Origin of the sequence: Hydrogenophaga sp. PAMC20947, from assembly GCF_004795855.1 — a bacterium.
Classification (GTDB): Bacteria; Pseudomonadota; Gammaproteobacteria; order Burkholderiales; family Burkholderiaceae_C; genus Hydrogenophaga.
Window position 1 is genome coordinate 4,727,491 of the sequence record NZ_CP039252.1, and the last position, 17,611, is coordinate 4,745,101.

The 17,611-nt window shown below is 64.2% G+C and carries 15 protein-coding genes; 8 read left to right on the forward strand and 7 right to left on the reverse strand.

Features of this window, described 5'->3' with window-relative positions; genetic code table 11:
* Positions 1–9: 9 nt before the first annotated feature.
* The gene (locus tag E5678_RS21610; protein ID WP_168708635.1) at positions 10–474 is read right to left on the reverse strand and encodes an META domain-containing protein; all 465 of its coding nucleotides are present in this window, start codon (positions 472–474) and stop codon (positions 10–12) included.
* 125 nt (positions 475–599) lie between these two features.
* Between E5678_RS21610 and E5678_RS21615 the strand changes: the two genes are divergently transcribed.
* From E5678_RS21615 to E5678_RS21645, 7 genes are all read left to right on the forward strand, one after another.
* Positions 600–1,436 (forward strand): TatD family hydrolase, encoded by an 837-nt coding sequence (locus tag E5678_RS21615; protein WP_136180442.1) that lies wholly within the window; start codon positions 600–602, stop codon positions 1,434–1,436.
* Positions 1,433–1,975 carry a DNA-deoxyinosine glycosylase gene (locus E5678_RS21620; protein ID WP_136180443.1) on the forward strand — a complete coding sequence of 181 codons (543 nt, stop codon included), beginning with the start codon at positions 1,433–1,435 and terminating at the stop codon, positions 1,973–1,975. Before E5678_RS21615 ends, E5678_RS21620 begins: the two co-directional genes overlap by 4 nt.
* A 114-nt stretch (positions 1,976–2,089) precedes the next feature.
* A complete protein-coding gene (locus tag E5678_RS21625; RefSeq protein WP_136180444.1) occupies positions 2,090–2,872 on the forward strand; it encodes a spermidine synthase in 783 nt (260 codons plus the stop codon).
* A 22-nt stretch (positions 2,873–2,894) separates the two neighbouring features.
* Complete coding sequence (locus E5678_RS21630) at positions 2,895–4,724, forward strand: GspE/PulE family protein (RefSeq protein WP_136180445.1); 1,830 nt, start codon at positions 2,895–2,897, stop codon at positions 4,722–4,724.
* A gap of 151 nt (positions 4,725–4,875) precedes the next feature.
* Entirely contained in the window at positions 4,876–5,586 is a 711-nt protein-coding gene (locus E5678_RS21635) for a Crp/Fnr family transcriptional regulator (RefSeq protein WP_136180446.1), read from the forward strand.
* A gap of 139 nt (positions 5,587–5,725) precedes the next feature.
* The gene (locus tag E5678_RS21640) at positions 5,726–6,664 is read left to right on the forward strand and encodes a DMT family transporter (protein WP_136180447.1); all 939 of its coding nucleotides are present in this window, start codon (positions 5,726–5,728) and stop codon (positions 6,662–6,664) included.
* A 22-nt stretch (positions 6,665–6,686) separates the two neighbouring features.
* The gene (locus tag E5678_RS21645) at positions 6,687–7,484 is read left to right on the forward strand and encodes an SDR family oxidoreductase (RefSeq protein WP_136180448.1); all 798 of its coding nucleotides are present in this window, start codon (positions 6,687–6,689) and stop codon (positions 7,482–7,484) included.
* Positions 7,485–7,510: 26 nt separating this feature from the next.
* Here E5678_RS21645 and E5678_RS21650 read toward each other — a convergent pair whose 3' ends face one another.
* Positions 7,511–8,452: a DMT family transporter gene (locus tag E5678_RS21650; protein ID WP_136180449.1), complete on the reverse strand. Its 942-nt coding sequence runs from the start codon at positions 8,450–8,452 to the stop codon at positions 7,511–7,513.
* Between the two features lie 173 nt (positions 8,453–8,625).
* On the opposite strand from E5678_RS21650, the gene E5678_RS21655 reads away from it, so the two are divergent.
* The gene (locus E5678_RS21655; protein ID WP_136180450.1) at positions 8,626–9,630 is read left to right on the forward strand and encodes a quinone oxidoreductase; all 1,005 of its coding nucleotides are present in this window, start codon (positions 8,626–8,628) and stop codon (positions 9,628–9,630) included.
* Positions 9,631–9,882: 252 nt separating this feature from the next.
* Here the strand turns inward: E5678_RS21655 and E5678_RS21660 are convergent, their stop codons facing one another.
* The 5 genes from E5678_RS21660 to E5678_RS21680 all read right to left on the reverse strand — a co-directional run bounded on the left by E5678_RS21660 (position 9,883) and on the right by E5678_RS21680 (position 17,610).
* Positions 9,883–11,028: an aminotransferase class V-fold PLP-dependent enzyme gene (locus tag E5678_RS21660; RefSeq protein WP_136180451.1), complete on the reverse strand. Its 1,146-nt coding sequence runs from the start codon at positions 11,026–11,028 to the stop codon at positions 9,883–9,885.
* Between the two features lie 229 nt (positions 11,029–11,257).
* The gene (locus E5678_RS21665; RefSeq protein WP_136180452.1) at positions 11,258–12,913 is read right to left on the reverse strand and encodes a Na/Pi cotransporter family protein; all 1,656 of its coding nucleotides are present in this window, start codon (positions 12,911–12,913) and stop codon (positions 11,258–11,260) included.
* Positions 12,914–12,969: 56 nt separating this feature from the next.
* A complete protein-coding gene (gene lspA, locus E5678_RS21670) occupies positions 12,970–13,479 on the reverse strand; it encodes a signal peptidase II (RefSeq protein WP_136180453.1) in 510 nt (169 codons plus the stop codon).
* Complete coding sequence (ileS, locus tag E5678_RS21675) at positions 13,479–16,316, reverse strand: isoleucine--tRNA ligase (protein ID WP_247597062.1); 2,838 nt, start codon at positions 16,314–16,316, stop codon at positions 13,479–13,481. Before ileS ends, lspA begins: the two co-directional genes overlap by 1 nt.
* A 202-nt stretch (positions 16,317–16,518) precedes the next feature.
* Positions 16,519–17,610 carry a bifunctional riboflavin kinase/FAD synthetase gene (locus E5678_RS21680; RefSeq protein WP_136180455.1) on the reverse strand — a complete coding sequence of 364 codons (1,092 nt, stop codon included), beginning with the start codon at positions 17,608–17,610 and terminating at the stop codon, positions 16,519–16,521.
* Position 17,611: the final 1 nt, after the last annotated feature.

Here is a 17,611-nt window from a genome sequence, read left to right on the forward strand (position 1 = left end):
CTCTCTGCCTCAGGGGGCGTTGAGGGCCAGACGCAAGGGCTGCTCCGTGCCTTGCACGTAGATCAACAAGGTGTCGCCCTCGCGTTCAAAACGCTCGGCTTTTCCCAGCGCTGCCAGGTATTTCGACTCCTGCGCCGAAGCGCTGTCCTTGCAGGCCATCTTGGTGCTGCCGATGGCGCTGAACTGCATGCGGTCGCGCTCGATGCTCACGCGGCCGAAGAACTGGTTGCACGAGCCGTTGCCACCCACACGCCCCGTCTCGGGAAAAGCCAGCGTGGCGGTGGAGTTGGCCATGACGGCCTGGTCGCCCAGCGACTGCAGGCGCCATTCTGTGCCCCACAGGGCTGCCGGGGCGGCATTGGCGTTCATGGCCAAGGGCGTGCAGGCCTGCAGGCCCAGCCACAGTGGGGCGATGAGCCACAGCAAGGCGCGGCGGCTCGGGCGGGCAGGGCGGTTGAGGGACTGGGCATGCATGGGTTTCTCCTGAGGGATGCTGTTTTGGCACTGTTGGCGCACCTTTCGCTCTTGGGAAAATGGTGTGAACAGGCCCAAGGTCGTGGGGCTGCTCGCAACCCCCGGCACAATGGCGTTATACCGCCATGTGGATCGATACCCATTGTCACCTTGATGCCCCCGAATTTGGTCTCGACCACGCGGGGGCTGTTTTGGCGCGCGCGCGCGCATCGGCGCTGGGGGTGGAGCGCTGTGTCATCCCGGCGGTGGCCCAGCCGCATTTTGACGGTGCGCGCCAGCTGGCGCACCGCCTGGGCGATGCCTATGCCCTGGGCATACACCCCTTGTTTGTGCCGCAGGCCCGCGATGAAGATCTGGCGGCGCTGGACGCTGCGCTGACCGAGCACCGCGATGACCCCCGGCTGGTGGCGGTGGGGGAAATCGGGTTGGATTTTTTTGTGCCTGCGCTGTGCGAGCCTGCCATGCGGGCGCGCCAGATTCATTTTTACCAGGCGCAGCTCAAGCTGGCGCGCCAGCATGGGCTGCCGGTGATCCTGCACGTGCGTCGCAGCGCCGACGTGTTGCTGAAATACCTGCGGACCATCCCGGTGGTGGGCGGGATCGCCCACGCCTTCAATGGCAGCGAGCAGCAAGCCGGGCATTTTCTCAAGCTGGGGTTCAAGCTGGGTTTCGGCGGCGCCTGCACTTTCGAGCCTGCCCGCCAGCTGCGGTCCCTGGCCGCGAGGCTGCCCTTGACGGCGCTGGTGCTGGAGACCGACGCACCCGACATCCCCCCGCAATGGCTTTACACGCCGGCGGCGCAACGCGCGGCAGGGCAAGCGCAGGGGCTCAACACCCCCGCCGAGCTGCCCCGCATTGGCGCGGTGGTGGCTGAGCTGCGGGGCATTGCCCCTGAAACCCTGGCCCAGGCCACGCGCGCGAATGCGTTGGCCGCCTTGCCCCGGCTGGCGGGTCTGGCATGAGCCGTTTGCTGGGTTTGTCACCGGTGGCCAATGACCAGACGCGGCTGCTGATTCTGGGCAGCTTTCCGGGTGTCGCTTCCTTGCGCGCGCAGCAGTACTACGGCCACCCGCAAAACCATTTCTGGAGAATACTGGGGGCCCTGTGGAACCTGCCGCTGCTCCAGATGCCTTATGCGGATCGCATCGCAGCCTTGCTGGCCCATGGCCTGGGGTTGTGGGATGTGTACGGTGCCTGCGAGCGCGAAGGCAGCCTGGATGCGGACATCCGCCAGGGCGAACTCAACGATCTGGCCTCGCTGAACCGGCGTTGCCCGGCGTTGCAGGCGGTGGCGCACAACGGCGGTGAAAGCTTCAAACATGCGAAACACACACAGCGCCTGGGCCTGCCGGTGTTCAAGCTGCCGTCCAGCAGTGCGGCCAATGCCAGCTGGAGCTTTGAGCGCAAGCGTGCTGCCTGGGCCGAGGTGGTGCTGCTGTACGGCAAGGGCCCAGGCCAGGGGCCTTCGGACGAGGTTCTCCACAATGCCTGCTTATACTGATTTTTCGACACAACTTTCTATGCCAACAACGTTCTGCTTTCTCTCCCCTGATTCGCCGATGGGTGTGTCTTTGCCTCGGGCCGCTGTGCCAGCGATCCGGTCAGGACGCGTCGCATGAAGGCCGGTTCCAACGCCGCCGCACGCCGCCGCACCGGGACACAAACCTTGCCCGAAGTCACCCTGTCGGAAATCGGGGAGGTGCGCTTTTTGCACCTGGGTACCGAATGGGTACAGGGCTCGATGATCATCGACGAGCCGTTCGTCATCGAGCTGGATTACGTGCAGCGCATGATGGCCTGGCTGCTGTTCGTGGATCCCGACACCGTGACCAAACGCAGAGCCATGCAACTGGGGTTGGGCTCGGCTGCCTTGACCAAGTTCTGCTTCAAGGTGTGCCGCATGCACACCACGGCGGTGGAGATCAACCCCCAGGTCGTGACGGCCTGCCGGGTCTGGTTCAAGCTGCCACCCGAAGGCCCCCGCTTGCAGGTGTTGCTGGCCGATGCAGGGCAGGAAATCCGCAACCCCGATCACACCGGCCAGATCGATGCGTTGCATGTGGATCTTTACGACCACGAAGCCGCCGCTCCCGTGCTGGACAGCCCCGATTTTTATGCCGACTGCCGCTCGGTGCTGACCGATGACGGGGCCTTGACGGTCAACCTGTTTGGTCGCGATGTGAGTTACGAGCGCTCGCTGCAAAGCATTTGTGCCGCCTTTGGTGAGGACGCCGTGTGGGCCTTCAAACCCACGCGCGAAGGCAACACCGTGGTGCTCGCGCAGCGCACCGCCGACCGCCCCACCCGCATGGAACTGCTGGCCCGCGCCGAGGCCATCCAGGCGCGCTGGGGCCTCCCGGCGGTGAAGTGGCTGCGCATTTTCAAACCCGTGAATTGATCATTGATTATTGTCCCGTGCCATGAAAACTTCGACCAAAACCCAGCCCGCCAAGTTGATCGCCATCGCGCCCGACGAGGGCCCGCTGGATTGGCGACCGCTGGTTGAATGGTTGCACCAGGACGGGTTGATCACGACCGAAGAGGCACAGCGCACCATTGCGCGCTGCGCATCGGCGCACAGCGCCCAGCACCCCTTGCAGCGCCTCGCGGTGGTGGGCATGGCCCGGGCTTCTGACGGCCATGTGCTGGACGCCGAAATGCTCACGCAGTGGCTGGCGGCCCGCACGGGGCTGGCCTATTTCCGCATCGATCCGCTGAAGGTCGATGTGGGCAAGGTCTCCGACGTGATGAGTGCCGCTTATGCCGAGCGCCACAAGGTGTTGCCGGTGCAGGTGACGCCCGGCGAAGTCGTGGTGGCCACGGCCGAGCCGTTCATCCGCGACTGGGTTACCGAGGTGGAGCGCCAGACGCGCAAGAGTGTGCGCATGGTCCTGGCCAGTCCGCAGGCGATCACGCGTTACACAGCCGAATTTTTCGCTTTGGCGAAATCGGTGCGGGCCGCCAACAAACTGGGCGGCGGTCAGGCGGGTTTTGGCAGTTTTGAGCAACTGGTGGAGCTGGGCAAGACCAACAAACAGCTCGACGCCAACGACCAGCACGTGGTCCAGGTGGTCGACTGGCTGTGGCAATACGCCTTCGACCAGCGCGCCAGCGACATCCACCTGGAGCCACGCCGTGAACAGGGCGTGATCCGGTTCCGCATCGACGGTGTGCTGCACCCGGTGTACCAGATGCCGATTGGTGTGATGAACGCCATGACCGCCCGCATCAAATTGCTGGGCCGCATGGACGTGGTGGAGCGCCGCCGTCCGCAAGACGGCCGCATCAAGACGTTGCGCCCCGGTGTCGGCACCGCGCGTGGCGATGAAGTCGAGATGCGTTTGTCCACCTTGCCCACGGCCTTCGGCGAAAAAATGGTGATGCGAATTTTTGATCCCGACACCACGGTCAAGGATCTCAGCGCCCTGGGCTTTTCCAGCCACGACGCCTTGCGCTGGGAGGGCCTGACCAAGCGGCCGCACGGCATCGTGCTGGTCACGGGCCCGACGGGCTCGGGCAAAACCACCACCCTCTACGCCACGCTCAAACGCCTGGCCACCGAAGAAGTCAACGTGAGCACGGTGGAAGACCCGATCGAAATGATCGAGCCAGCCTTTAACCAGACCCAGGTGCAGACCCATCTGGACCTGGACTTCGCACAGGGCCTGCGCGCCTTGATGCGGCAAGACCCGGACATCATCATGGTGGGCGAGGTTCGCGATCTGCCCACCGCCGAGATGGCCGTGCAGGCTGCGCTCACTGGCCACCTGGTCTTCACCACCCTGCACACCAACGACGCACCCAGCGCCATCATGCGGCTGATGGAACTGGGCATCCCGCCTTATCTGATCAACGCCACGGTGCTGGGCGTGCTGGCCCAGCGGCTGGTGCGCACGCTGTGTCCGGACTGCCGCGTGCGCGAGGACGAAACCGAAGCGGCCATTTCGCGCGAAGCCCTGACCGATCTGGTCAAGCCCTGGCAGGTGAGCGGGCAATACCGGCCGTTCAAGCCGGTGGGCTGTGTCGACTGCCGCATGACCGGCTACCGCGGCCGCACCGGCCTGTACGAGCTGCTGACCGTGTCCGAAGCCTTCAAGGACAAGATCACGCGCGAACCCAAGATCGAGGTCTTGCGCCGCCAGGCGGTCACCGATGGCATGCGCCCTTTGCGCCTGGCCGGGGCCGCGCGGGTGGCCGAAGGGCTGACGACCATGGACGAAGTGCTGGCCAGCACACCGACTTTGGGCTGATTCGTGCCCGGTTCGCCGGGGGCACGGAGGGGTTTTCAGCGAAGGCTTATATTGGGGTGTCGGGCCTTGGTGGCCCTTTTTCTGGAAACCGTGTTTCACCCTTTCCCACAAGTCGCCTTGTGTGAATGGGGATTTGACCCGCACTCACCGCATGATCCCCATCAAAACCGAATCGGCCTGGCGCGGAACTTCGGATTGCCGCAGTTGCGGTATCCGGGATATGGTGCTTTTCGCCGACCTGCGGGAAGAAGACTTCAACCTGATCCACGCGCCCATCGACGACCTGGAGCTCGCCATCCACCAGCCCTTGGTGCGCATGGGTGAGACCGCCACTTCGCTCTACACCGTGCGGGCCGGCATGGTCAAGCTGGTGCGCAATACCGTCGACGGGCGCCAGCGCATCGTGCGCGTGCTGCGCTCGGGCGATGTCGTGGGCCTGGAGGCCTTGATGGGGCCCACCTACGACTCCGACGCCATCGCGCTCACCCCCATCAAGGTCTGCCGCCTTCCCCTGCAGGTGATTCAACGGCTCAACAACGAGACGCCTCGGCTGCACCAGCGCCTGCTGGAAAAATGGCACCGCAGTCTGAAAGAGGCAGACGACTGGCTGGCCGATCTGAATTTTGGCAACGCACGCCAGCGCGTGGCTGGCCTCATCCTGAAGATGCGGTCATCGGGCGATGCGTCGGTGGTGACGCTGTTTTCCCGTGAAGACATGGGCGCCATGCTGGATCTCAAGCTCGAAACCGTGAGCCGCACCCTGAACGCGTTTGTCCGCGAAGAGCTGATCGAGCCGCTGGACAAGGTGGGCCGGTTGTACCGGGTGGTGGATCCGGAGCGGCTCTCCGCTCCCAAGGACTGATACCGAATCGCATTCCAAGCGATCACTGCGTTTGGTGCACTGCCTGCGGCCTCTCGCCTTGTTCTCACTTTGAGTGCAAAACGGCATGAGGCTCTGGCGAGTCGCGGTGGTACAGCGCGGCCGGGGGCTGCCATCGATAATGAGGTCAATGTCTTCTTCCGCTCAGCCTGCTCTGGCGCCGTCTCCTTCCCTCGCTTCTGGCTTGTTGCTCGCCGCGGCCGGTTCGATCGGTTTCAGCGGCAAGGCCATCATCGTCAAGCTTGCTTACCGCTACGGCGTGGACGCGATCACCCTCATCATGCTGCGCATGTTGTTTGCGCTGCCGCTGTTCCTGGCGCTGGCCTGGTGGGCCAGCCGGGGCAAGCCGCCGCTGTCGCGCCACGACTGGCTCGGTGTGCTGGGGCTGGGGCTGACCGGTTATTACCTGGCGAGCTACCTCGATTTCTGGGGTCTGGAGTACATCAGCGCCAGCCTGGAGCGCCTGGTGTTGTACCTCAATCCCACACTCGTGCTGGCGCTGGCCTGGGTGATTTACAAGCGGCGCATATCGTCCTTGCAGGCCTGGGCCATGGCGGTGAGCTACGCGGGTGTGCTGGTGGTGTTTGGCCACGAAGTGGGCCTTCAGGGGCCTGACGCCGCGCTGGGAACCCTGCTGGTTTTCCTGAGCGCGGTGAGTTACGCGGTCTACCTGCTCTACAGCGGTGAGATGGTCAAACGCCTGGGCTCGCTGCGCCTGGTCGGGCTGGCCACCAGCGCGGCCTGCGGTTTTGTGCTGCTGCAGTTTGCACTGACACGCCCGCTGAACCTGGCGTTTGCCGTGGCGCCCGAAGTGATCCAGCTGTCGCTGCTCAATGCGGTGCTGTGCACCTTTGCGCCAGTGCTCATGGTGATGATGGCCATTGAGCGCATCGGCGCTGGCCTGGCCGCTCAAACCGGCATGATCGGGCCCATGTCCACCATTCTGATGGGCGTGGTGATTCTGGGTGAGCCATTCAATGGCTGGATCGTGGTCGGCACGGTGCTGGTCATGGTCGGCGTGTTTCTGGTGACGCGCTTCGGGCGTGCGCCAGCCAAATGACCAACAAACGAGGAGATTGAAGATGGATCTGGGTATCAAGGGCAAGTGGGCACTGGTGTGCGGTGCGAGCAAAGGGCTGGGGCTGGGTTGTGCTCAGGCGCTCAGCGCCGAAGGCGCCAACGTGGTGATCGTCGCGCGCGGCATCGGTGAGCTCGAACGCACGGCCGAGGCCTTGCGCGCGGCATCGCCCGGTGTGCAGGTCATTGCTGTGGCCGCAGACATCACCACGCCCGAGGGCAGGGCCCTGGCGCTGTCGGCGCCCGGAGGCCCGGGCACCGCCTTCGACATTGTGGTGACCAATGCGGGCGGGCCGCCACCGGGCGATTTCCGCGCCTGGGACCGCGATGCCTGGCTCAAGGCGCTGGACGCCAACATGATCACCCCCATCGAGCTGATCAAGGCCACGGTGGACGGCATGGCTCAGCGGGGCTTTGGCCGCATCGTCAACATCACCAGCAGTGCGGTCAAGGCGCCGATCGACATCCTTGGCTTGTCCAACGGCGCGCGCAGCGGCCTCACAGGCTTTGTCGCCGGTGTTTCACGCAGCGGCCTGGCCGCCCAGGGCGTGACCATCAACAACCTGCTGCCTGGCGCCTTCGAGACCGATCGCCTCAAGACCACCATGGAAGGGGCGGCCAGCAAGACCGGTCAGCCGGTGGACGCCATCATGGAGGCCCGGCGCAAGACCATTCCAGCCCGCCGCTTTGGCCAGCCCGCCGAGTTCGGCGCCATCTGTGCGTTCCTGTGCAGCCTGCAAGCGGGCTACATGACGGGGCAAAACGTGCTGGCCGATGGTGGGGCGTATCCAGGGGCGTACTGACCCCACGGATCGAGCCCGGGTGTCGTTCAGCGCCGGGTGCTCACCAGAATCCCGCTGACGATCAGGGCGAAGCCTGCGGCATGGAACAGCTGCGGCATTTCGCCCAGCAGCGTGGCCGACATCACGGCGGCAAACAGCGGCGTGAGGTTGGAGAAAAAGCCCGCGATGGTCGGGCCGACCCGGCTCACGCCCGCCCCCCAGCAGCGGTAGGCCAGCAGCGATGGGCCCACCGCCACATAAACCAGCGCGGCGGCCAGTGGCCAGCCCCAGGTGATGTGGCTGGCGGTCTCACCGGGCTGACTGCCCAACCAGAGCCATTCGCCGGTGGTCATGGTCCCGGACCACACCAGCCCGAACACCATCTGTGCCAGCAGGAAAGCGGCCCAGTCGGCCTTGATGGCCGCCGGCTCTGCGCCGGGTTTGGGGCGTGCCAGCAACCAGCTGTAGGTCGCCCAGATGAACGAAGCGGCCAGCATCCAGGCGTCTCCGGGCACGAGCCGCACGCTCAACAGTTGCGTGATGTCTCCCCGCGCAAGCACCGTCGCGACGCCCGACAGCGACAGCGCAGCGCCCACGGCGGCTTGGCGCGAAACCCGCACGCCAAAGAACAATCGACCCAGCAGCAGCATCCAGATCGGTGTGGCCGCCGAGACCAGGGTGACGTTGATGGGGGTGGAGGTCTTCAGGGCCATGTACTGCAAGGCGTTGTACAGGCCCACACCCAGCAAGCCCAGGAGGGCAAAGCGCTTCCAGTGGGGCCACAGCTCACTGCCCGGGCGCAATACCCAGCCCGCCACAGGCAGCAGAATCAGCAAAGCCAGCCCCCAACGCAGGAAATTCAGCGTGATGGGCGGCACCACGCCCTGCATCATGCGGCCCACCACGGCGTTGCCGGCCCACATCAGTGGTGGGATGATCAGCAGCGCGATGGTGCTGGGTGTGAGGCGTTGGCCGGCATCTGTGGACATGGCGTGGACTGTAACAATGCGGGTCCGACCTTGTGCTGCAGTGGGTCGGCTGGGGTGTCGCGCAGGCATCCTCGGGTTATCGTGGCAGCATGTGGGCTGGCCGCCGCAGGCGTGCGGCACGCAGGCGGGCAACGAGCCCCTGCCCAAGAACCATCAACGAGGAGATTGTTTCCATGTCCCAAGCTTTGACCGCTACCAGCCGCGCCGTGCGCATCCACGCCCATGGCGGCCCGGACCAGCTGGTGATCGACACCGTTTCCGTGGGCGAGCCCGGGCCGGGTGAAGTGCGCATTCGCCACCACGCCATTGGGTTGAACTTCATCGATGTGTACCAGCGCACGGGCCTGTATCCGAATGCCATGCCGCTGGCACTGGGCATGGAAGGCGCTGGCGTGATCGAAGCGGTGGGCGCCGGTGTGGCCCACCTGCGGGCAGGGGATCGGGCCGCCTACGCAGCCAACCCGCCTGGCAGTTATTGCGATGCCCGGGTCATGCCGGCCATGAACGTCTGTCGCCTGCCCGATGGCATCGCCTTTGAGACCGGTGCAGCGATGATGCTGAAGGGACTGACCGCACAGTACCTGTTGAAGAAGTGCCGCCCAGTCGAAGGTTTGGACGCGGGCGATTTTGTGCTGTTCCACGCGGCCGCTGGTGGCGTGGGCCTCATCGCCTGCCAATGGGCCAAGGCGCTGGGCTTGCGCCTCATCGCCACGGCTGGCTCGGCCGAAAAATGCGAGCTGGCGCTGGCCCATGGTGCCGAGTTCGCCATCAATTACCGGTCAGAGGATTTTGCGGCCCGGGTGAAGGAGATCACCGACGGCCGGGGCGTGAAGGTGGTGTACGACTCCGTGGGCAAAGACACCTTCGACAAATCGCTCGATTGCCTGATGCCCTTTGGCCTGATGGTCAGCTTCGGCAACGCCAGCGGCCCTGTGGCGCCTTTTGCCCCCGGCATCCTGGGCCCGAAGGGCTCACTGTATGTGACGCGCCAGACCCTGTTCAGCCACATCACGAGCCGTGAACGCACCCAGGCCATGGCCGACGACCTGTTTGCCGTTGTGCAAAACGGCCAGGTCAAGATCCGCATCGATCAGCGTTTTGCCCTGACCGAGGTGAAAGCCGCGCACGAAAGCCTGGAAGCCCGCAAGACCACAGGCTGCACGGTGCTGATGCCCTGAAACGGTGTCGCCTTCGGCCATGAACGAAATATGGGATTCAAGAAAACGCCCTTGAAGAAACACGTCAGGACAGGGCGCCGCGATTGGCCCGCTGAAAGCAGCAAACCGGCCTGAGCCGGTTTGTGATGCTTCCTGACCACCTCCCTGGTCAGGTTCATTCAGGCCCTAAAAGCCAAAATGAAATGGGGAAAGTGCAATGCTTAAAAATTCACTTTATGCACGGGGGGGAAACGGGGTTGCTTGTGCACCGGCTCAGGCCGTCTCAGCCACTGGCGCCACCTGAGCGAGCGCCGTTTCCAGGCGCTGCAGGGTAGCGGGCACGTCGTGCCATTTGTCCAGCCCGAACAGGCCCAGGCGGAAAGACTGGAAGTCTGCTGGCTCGTCACATTGCAGCGGCACCCCGGCCGCTGCTTGAAGGCCCGCCGCGAGAAATTTTTTGCTGGACTGGATCTCAGGGTCGGTGGTGTAGCTGACCACCACACCAGGGGCCTGGAAACCGGGCGCCGACACGCTTGGGAATCCGTGGCGCTCGACCATCGCACGCACGCCTTTGCCGAGCTCGATCTGTTCTTCCCGCACCCGGGCGAAGCCGTAGGCTTCGGTTTCTTTCATCGTGTCGCGCAGACGCACCAAGGCATCTGTCGGCAGGGTGGTGTGGTACGCGTGTCCACCGCCTTCGTAGGTCTCCATGATCTGGAGCCACTTCTTCAGGTCCATGGCAAAGGTGGTGCTCTGGGTGGCGTCAATGGCCTTGCGAGCGCGCTCGCTCAGCATCACCATGGCACAGCAGGGTGAGCTGCTCCAGCCTTTCTGAGGCGCGGAAATCAAGATGTCGACCCCGGTGGCCGCCATGTCCACCCACATCGCGCCTGAAGCGATGCAGTCGAGCACAAACAATCCGCCCACGGCATGCACCGCGTCGGCCACGGCGCGGAGGTAGTCGTCGGGCAGCATCATGCCGGACGCAGTTTCGACATGGGGTGCGAAGACCAGGGCCGGCTTTTCCTGGGCGATAGCGGCTTTGACCTCTTCGATCGGGGCGGGGGCCCAGGGTGCCTGGGTGCCTTCGCTGGTGCGTCGGGCTTTCAGGACGGTGTGGCTTGCGGGAATCGAGCCCATGTCAAAGATCTGCGTCCAGCGGTAGCTGAACCAACCATTGCGGATCACCATCACGTGTTTGCCATGGGCAAACTGGCGGGCCACCGATTCCATACCGAAGGTGCCACTGCCCGGCACCAGTACCGCAGAATGGGCGCCGTAGACCTGTTTGAGCATGGTCGATATGTCGGTCATCACGCCCTGGAAGCGCTTGGACATGTGGTTCAGCGCGCGGTCTGTGTAGACCACCGAAAATTCGAGCAGACCGTCGGGGTCAATGTTGGGCAGCAATCCGGGCATGGGTGTCTCCTGTGAATACCAAGAACAAGGGCCAGTTCTGTCAAGGGTGGCCGGGTATGAAGGCGTCGCCCGGGCCTTCAGTGCAAGGCATCAACCGGTGCGACAGCGATCAGCGATCGGGAAGCAGGTTGACCCTGCCATGGGCGCGGGGCAACGGAATCCCTGGTCATCCAGTGGCAGAACCGCGCACCAAGGGTGGCGGGTTGATCAGGTTAGCACAGCGGATTGATCAGCTGCGCTCCATGGGCTGTGACTCCCGCAACCGGCTGGGCGCCAGCACGCCCGCTGAATCTAGGATCGGGTAGGCGATCGAGCAAATGTGGGAGTTGATGCGCTTGAGGTCGCTGATCAGATCCAGGTGCAGGGAGCTGCTTTCGATGCTTTGGGTGTACTGGGCCGACAGGCGCTCCAGGTGGCTGCTGGCGTATTCACGCTCCAGGTCCCGGAACCGCACTTTTTCTTCCAGCAGGCGCTGCGCGCTGCGCACATCACCGTCGAGAAACACGCTCATGCTCAGGCGCAGGTTGTCCAGCAGCCGGGCATGCATGGCTGTGATCTCCGCCATGCCTGCCTCCGAGAAGCCGCGCCCTTTTCGAATCTTCTTGTCTTCGATGCTCAGCAGCACGCGCTCCACCGTGTCTCCAATTTGCTCCATGTTGATGGTGAAGCTGATGATGTCGGTCCAGCGCCGGGCCTCGGCATCGCTGAGTTGCTGTCGGGTCAGCTTGGTCAGGTAGTACTTGATGGCTGAATAGAGGCTGTCGACCGTGTCGTCGAGCTTGCGCAGGTTTTGCGCCAGTTGCGCGTCGTTGGTCTGGATGACCGTCAACAAGCCGCGAAGCATGGTTTCCACCACATCGGCCTGGTGCAGGGCTTCGCGGGCCGCGCACGATATGGCCAGGGAGGGTGTGGCCAGGGCCGAGGGGTCGAGGTGGTTCGGACGGTCCAGGGCCGCCTCGATGCCCCTGAGCGGCAGCAGCTTTTCTACCCAGTGGGCCACGGGTTGGGTCAGGCCGATGAACATCAGGCCCACCATCAGGTTGAAGCTCAGGTGGAACAACACGGTGAGGGTCGCCGGGTCAGCGATGTAAGGCCTCACGGTGCTCAACCAGAGCGGAATCAACCAGGGGGCAATGGCCACCCCCATCACTTTGAACATCAGGTTGCCCAGCGGCACCTGGCGCGTGGCGCGGGTGGCGCCGGCGGTGGTGAACACCGCGAGCAAGCCGCTGCCCAGGTTGGCCCCCAGGACCAGACCCAGCGCCACATCCACGCCCACCACCTGCACCGACAGCATGGCCGTCAGCAGCACCACCGCCAGACTCGAATAGGCGAGCACAGCCAGCGTGGCGCCCAGCAGGATTTCCAGCATGCGGTCGCTGGTGAGCGATTCCAGCATGAGTTGAACCGCAGGGCTGCGCGTGAGCACGGCGGTGCTTTCCCCCACCAGCTGCAGAGCCAGCAACATGAGGCCCAGACCGATCAGGACCCGGCCGATGTCGCCGATCTGTGTGCCTTGGCGGGTGGTGAACATCGTGACCCCCGCAAAAATGCACAGGGGTGAGAGCCACGACAGGTCAAAGGAAAACACCACGGCCATCACGCTGGTGCCGATGTCGGCGCCCAGCATGACCGCGAGCGCCGCCGGGAGTGCGATCAGGCCCCGGTCAACAAAAGAGGCGGTGATGAGGGCGGTGGCGGTGCTCGACTGAACCAGCGCCGTGACGCCCAGACCCGACAGGGCCGCAGTGATGCGGTTGCCCATGCTCACGGACAGGATGCGACGCAGGTTGCTGCCGAAAACGCGCAGCACGCCGGTGCGCACGAGGTGGGTACCCCAAACCAGCAGCGAAATCGCCGCCAGCATATTCAACAAATGCTTCATATTTGGCGTTGACTATACGCCGCGTTAGTGCGCAGCGTTGTCGCTCCTGGGAGCGGTCAACGGCTTTTGCGAACCCGAAGAATCTCATCGAGGATCAGGCAGATCGCACCGATCGAAATACCCACGTCCGCGATGTTGAACGAGGGGAAGTGTCCCCCGTGAAAGAACCCTGAGAGGAAGCCGAAGTGAAAGTCGAGCCAGTCCACCACATAGCCATGGACCACGCGGTCGATCACGTTGCCAACGGCGCCGCCCAGAATGCAGGCGAGCGCAAAGGAAAACAGCTTTTGCCCACTGTGGGAGCGCAGCATCCAGGTGATGAAGATGGCCGCAGCGATACCGATGGCCGTGAAGAACCAGCGCTGCCAGCCGCCCGCACCCGCGAGAAAGGAAAATGCGGCGCCGCTGTTGTGCACCCGCACCACGTTGAAGAAGCTGGTGATGGTGGTGCTGTCACCCAGGCGGTAATAGCCCAGGATCAACACCTTGGTGAACAGGTCAATGAGCAGGATCAAAGCCGCCAGACCCAGCCAGGGCCATACGCTGGCGTTGCGCGACTTGGCCATCAGGCAACCTTCCGGATCTCGCCGGCGCCCGTGCCCGCGGCTTCGGCCAGGTTGCTCACGCAGCGGCCACAGATCGTGGGGTGTGCGGGCTCGCTGCCCACGTCGTCGGTGTAGTGCCAGCAGCGCTCGCATTTGGCCGCCGTGGCAGGGGTGACCGCTACGCTCAGCTCGGGGCCGTCGATCACGCTGACAGCCGAGGTGATGGTGACGAAACGCAGGTCTTCCCCCAGCGAACGCAACAAGGCGGCGTCGTCCGGGCCTGCCGTGATGTTCAGTGTTGCTTGCAACGAGGCGCCCACGTTGCCGGTGGTGCGCACGTCTTCAATGGCCTTGTTGGCCAGATCGCGGACCGCGCGGATGCGCGACCATTTGGCCAGCAGTGCTTCGTTGGGCGAGGGCAGGGCGGCAAACGTCTCAAAGAAGATGGAGCCCTTGTTGTCGCCTTTGGCCAGAACTGGCCAGGCTTCCTCGGCGGTGAAGCTGAGGAACGGCGCCATCCAGCGCAGCATCGCATGGGTGATCTGGTGCAAGGCCGTCTGGGCGCTTCGGCGCGCCAGGCTCTTGGGCGCGGTGGTATAGAGCCGGTCTTTGAGCACGTCCAGGTAAAACGCACCCAGATCTTCCGAGCAGTACACCTGCAGCTTGTTCACCACGGGGTGGAATTCGTACACGTCAAAGTGCTTGAGCACCTCGGCCTGAAACTCGGCCGCGCGCGCCAGGGCGTAGCGGTCTATTTCCAGCATCTGCTCCACAGGCACGGCATCGGTGGCGGGGTCAAAATCGCTCACGTTGGCCATCAGGAAGCGCAGCGTATTGCGGATGCGGCGGTACCCGTCAACCACGCGGGCCAGGATCTTGTCGTCGATGTTCAGGTCGCCCGAGTAGTCGGTGCTGGCCACCCACAGGCGCACGATCTCGGCGCCCATCTTGTCGCTCACGCTTTGGGGCTCCACCGTGTTGCCCAGGCTCTTGCTCATCTTGCGGCCCTGGCCGTCGGTGGCGAAGCCATGGGTCAGCAGGCCTTTGTAGGGTGCACGGCCTTCGATCGCACAACCCAGCAGCAGCGAGCTGTGGAACCAGCCGCGGTGCTGGTCGTGGCCCTCAAGGTAGAGGTCGGCCTCGGGGCCTTCGGCGTGCGAAGCACCGTTCGGATAAGCGTGGGCATGGCTGCCGCGCAGCACATGCCAGAAGGTGGAGCCCGAGTCGAACCAGACCTCGAGAATGTCGGTGCTCTTGGTGTAGTGCGGCGCGTCCTCTGCGCCCAGGATGTCTTCGGCGGTCACGCGGCTCCAGGCTTCGATGCCGCCTTTTTCCACGATGTCGGCCGCTTGGTCGAGGATGTCCATGGTGCGCGGGTGCAGCTCGCCCGAATCCTTGTGGAGGAAAAACGGCACGGGCACGCCCCAGTTGCGCTGGCGGCTGATGCACCAGTCGGGCCGGTTGGCGATCATGTCGCGCAGGCGGGTTTTGCCGTTTTCCGGGTAGAAGCTGGTGTGGTCAATGGCGTCCAGCGCGAGCTGGCGCAGGGATTTGGGCGCCTTGTCTTTCGTGAAGACACCCTCGCCTTCGTCCATGCGCACAAACCACTGTGCCGCCGCACGGTAGATCACCGGCGTCTTGTGGCGCCAGCAGTGGGGATAGCTGTGGGTAATGGGCTCGGTCGCCATCAGGCGCCCGGCGGTTTTCAGCGTTTCCAGGATGACGGGCACAGCCTTCCAGATGTGCAGGCCGCCGAACAGCGGGAACTCGGGCGCGTAGGCGCCGTTGCCTTGCACCGGGTTCAGGATGTCGTCGTAGGCCAGGCCGTTGGTGATGCAGGAGTTGAAGTCATCCACGCCATAGGCTGGCGCCGAGTGCACGAGGCCGGTGCCGTCGGTGTCGCTCACGTAGTCGGCCAGGTACACCGGCGAGAGGCGCTGGTAGCCGGCGTCCACGTCGTACAAGGGGTGGCGGAAATTCAGGCCACCGAGCTGGTCGCCCGTGGTCGTGGCGAGCACCGTGCCTTCAAGGCCAAAGCGCTCCAGACATTTTTCGACCAGGGTTTCGGCCAGCACCAGGCAGCCCATGGACGTTTCCACCAGCGCGTAGTTGAACTCGGGGTGCGCATTGAGCGCCTGGTTGGCGGGGATGGTCCAGGCGGTGGTGGTCCAGATCACGGCGAAGGCGCTTTTGCCTGTGGGCAAATTGGCCAGACCAAAAGCCGCAGCCAGCTGGCCAGCGTCGTCGGTCTCAAACGCCACGTCCAGTGTGTCACTTTTTTTATCGGCGTATTCGATCTCGAATTCGGCCAGCGAAGAGCCGCAATCAAAACACCAGTACACGGGCTTCAGGCCGCGGTACACAAAGCCACGCTCGATCACGCGCTTGAACGCGCGGAGTTCACCGGCCTCGTTGGCGAAGTCCATGGTGCGGTAGGGGCGCTCCCAATCGCCCAGCACACCCAGGCGCTTGAAGTCTTCGCGCTGCTGCTCAATTTGCTCGGTGGCAAAGGCGCGGCTCTTGGCCTGCATGTCATCGCGGCCAAGGTTGCGGCCATACAGCTTCTCGATCGCATTTTCGATCGGCAGGCCGTGGCAGTCCCAGCCGGGGATGTACTGCGCATCGAAACCAGCGAGCTGTTTCGATTTCACGATCATGTCTTTCAGCACCTTGTTCAGCGCGTGGCCGATGTGCAGCTTGCCGTTGGCGTAGGGTGGGCCATCGTGCAATACGAACATCGGCGCGCCCTGGCGGGCATCGCGCAGGCGCTTGTAGAGGCCACCCTCGTTCCAGTCGGCCACCCAGGCTGGCTCGCGCTTGGGCAGATCACCGCGCATGGGAAACGGGGTGTCGGGCATGTTGAGCGTGGCGCGGTAAGCGCTCGCGCTTTCGGTTTTGCCACTGACCTTGGGGGCGGGTGCGGAATTTTTTGCGTCAGACATGAGAACAGCTTGTGGAGGGCAGCGACTGGCTCAGCCCGAACGGGGAGGGGAATCTGCTAAGGGGGGAACCGGATGCCCTGAGCCAGTCGTGGGGCGGCAAGCGGCGAGCGTCAGAGCTCTAAATTCGATCGCGCGTGGTCTGGCGGTGGGTTTGTCCGTATGCCTGCTCAGGCAGGGTCGCAAAAAAAGCGCGAGCGTCATCGCAGTCCTGGGCGATGCCTTGGGTCAGGGCGTCCAGACTGTCGTATTTCAATTCGTCGTGCAGTTTGTGCAAAAGGTCCACGCGGATGATTTTACCGTAGGCCTCGCCTGTGGGCAGGGATTGCGCCAGCGCTTCGGGCCATTGCAGGCAGTGGGTTTCCAGCAACACGCGCCCGCCGTTGATGTCGCTGGGGTCCAGCGAGGGGCGCACACCCAGGTTGGCGACCCCGGTGAGCGCGCTGCCATCGGGCATCAGGCCTGTGACCTGCACGGCAAAAATACCGCTGGCGGCTGGCTTCCAGTGTGAAAAGCGCAGGTTGAGGGTGCGAAAGCCATCGCCCGCGCCCGAGCGGCTTTCTGCCAGCTGGCGACCGAGTTTGCGCCCGTGCACCACGTGGCCACTGATGCTGTAAGGCCGGCCCAGCAGGGCGGCGACATCGGCCATGCGGCCTTCGCTCAGGGCGTCGCGCACGGCAGAGCTCGATACCCGCAGGCCATGGACTTCATAGCTTTGCATGCGCGCCACATCAAAGCCCAGCCGGCTACCGGCTGCATCGAGCATGGCGTAGTCGCCCGCCCGTTTGGCACCAAACTTAAAATCGTCGCCCACCAGCAGGTAGTGCACCCCCAGTGTGTCCACGAGGGTGTCCTGTATGAAGGATTCGGGGCTCTGGCCAGCCAGCTGGGCGTTGAAGGGCAGGACCACGCATTGGTCCACGCCACAGCGCTCCAGCTCCAGCAACTTGTCGCGCAGCGTGGCGATGCGGGCCGGAGCCAGCTCGGGCTTCTGGTGCAGGGCCGCGAAATAGTCGCGCGGGTGGGGCTCAAAGGTCATCACGCAGCTGGGCACACCGCGGTGGCGCGCCTCATTGATCAGCAGCGCGATCATGGCCTGGTGGCCCCGGTGAACACCGTCGAAGTTGCCGATGGTGAGGGCGCAGCCCTGAGCCTCGGTTGACCCATGGGCGGCGGGCGCCAGGCGTTTCCGCAGGCCTCGGAAGATTTTCATG

Coding starts and splice junctions, on each gene's coding strand:
- E5678_RS21640 (WP_136180447.1), top strand. CDS start 5,726: ATGAGGTCAATGTCTTCTTCCGCTCAGCCTGCTCTGGCGCCGTCTCCT.
- E5678_RS21660 (WP_136180451.1), bottom strand. CDS start 11,028: ATGCCCGGATTGCTGCCCAACATTGACCCCGACGGTCTGCTCGAATTT.
- E5678_RS21655 (WP_136180450.1), top strand. CDS start 8,626: ATGTCCCAAGCTTTGACCGCTACCAGCCGCGCCGTGCGCATCCACGCC.
- E5678_RS21610 (WP_168708635.1), bottom strand. CDS start 474: ATGCATGCCCAGTCCCTCAACCGCCCTGCCCGCCCGAGCCGCCGCGCC.
- E5678_RS21645 (WP_136180448.1), top strand. CDS start 6,687: ATGGATCTGGGTATCAAGGGCAAGTGGGCACTGGTGTGCGGTGCGAGC.
- E5678_RS21625 (WP_136180444.1), top strand. CDS start 2,090: ATGAAGGCCGGTTCCAACGCCGCCGCACGCCGCCGCACCGGGACACAA.
- E5678_RS21630 (WP_136180445.1), top strand. CDS start 2,895: ATGAAAACTTCGACCAAAACCCAGCCCGCCAAGTTGATCGCCATCGCG.
- E5678_RS21665 (WP_136180452.1), bottom strand. CDS start 12,913: ATGAAGCATTTGTTGAATATGCTGGCGGCGATTTCGCTGCTGGTTTGG.
- lspA (WP_136180453.1), bottom strand. CDS start 13,479: ATGGCCAAGTCGCGCAACGCCAGCGTATGGCCCTGGCTGGGTCTGGCG.
- E5678_RS21680 (WP_136180455.1), bottom strand. CDS start 17,610: ATGAAAATCTTCCGAGGCCTGCGGAAACGCCTGGCGCCCGCCGCCCAT.
- E5678_RS21615 (WP_136180442.1), top strand. CDS start 600: ATGTGGATCGATACCCATTGTCACCTTGATGCCCCCGAATTTGGTCTC.
- E5678_RS21650 (WP_136180449.1), bottom strand. CDS start 8,452: ATGTCCACAGATGCCGGCCAACGCCTCACACCCAGCACCATCGCGCTG.
- E5678_RS21635 (WP_136180446.1), top strand. CDS start 4,876: ATGATCCCCATCAAAACCGAATCGGCCTGGCGCGGAACTTCGGATTGC.
- ileS (WP_247597062.1), bottom strand. CDS start 16,316: ATGCCCGACACCCCGTTTCCCATGCGCGGTGATCTGCCCAAGCGCGAG.
- E5678_RS21620 (WP_136180443.1), top strand. CDS start 1,433: ATGAGCCGTTTGCTGGGTTTGTCACCGGTGGCCAATGACCAGACGCGG.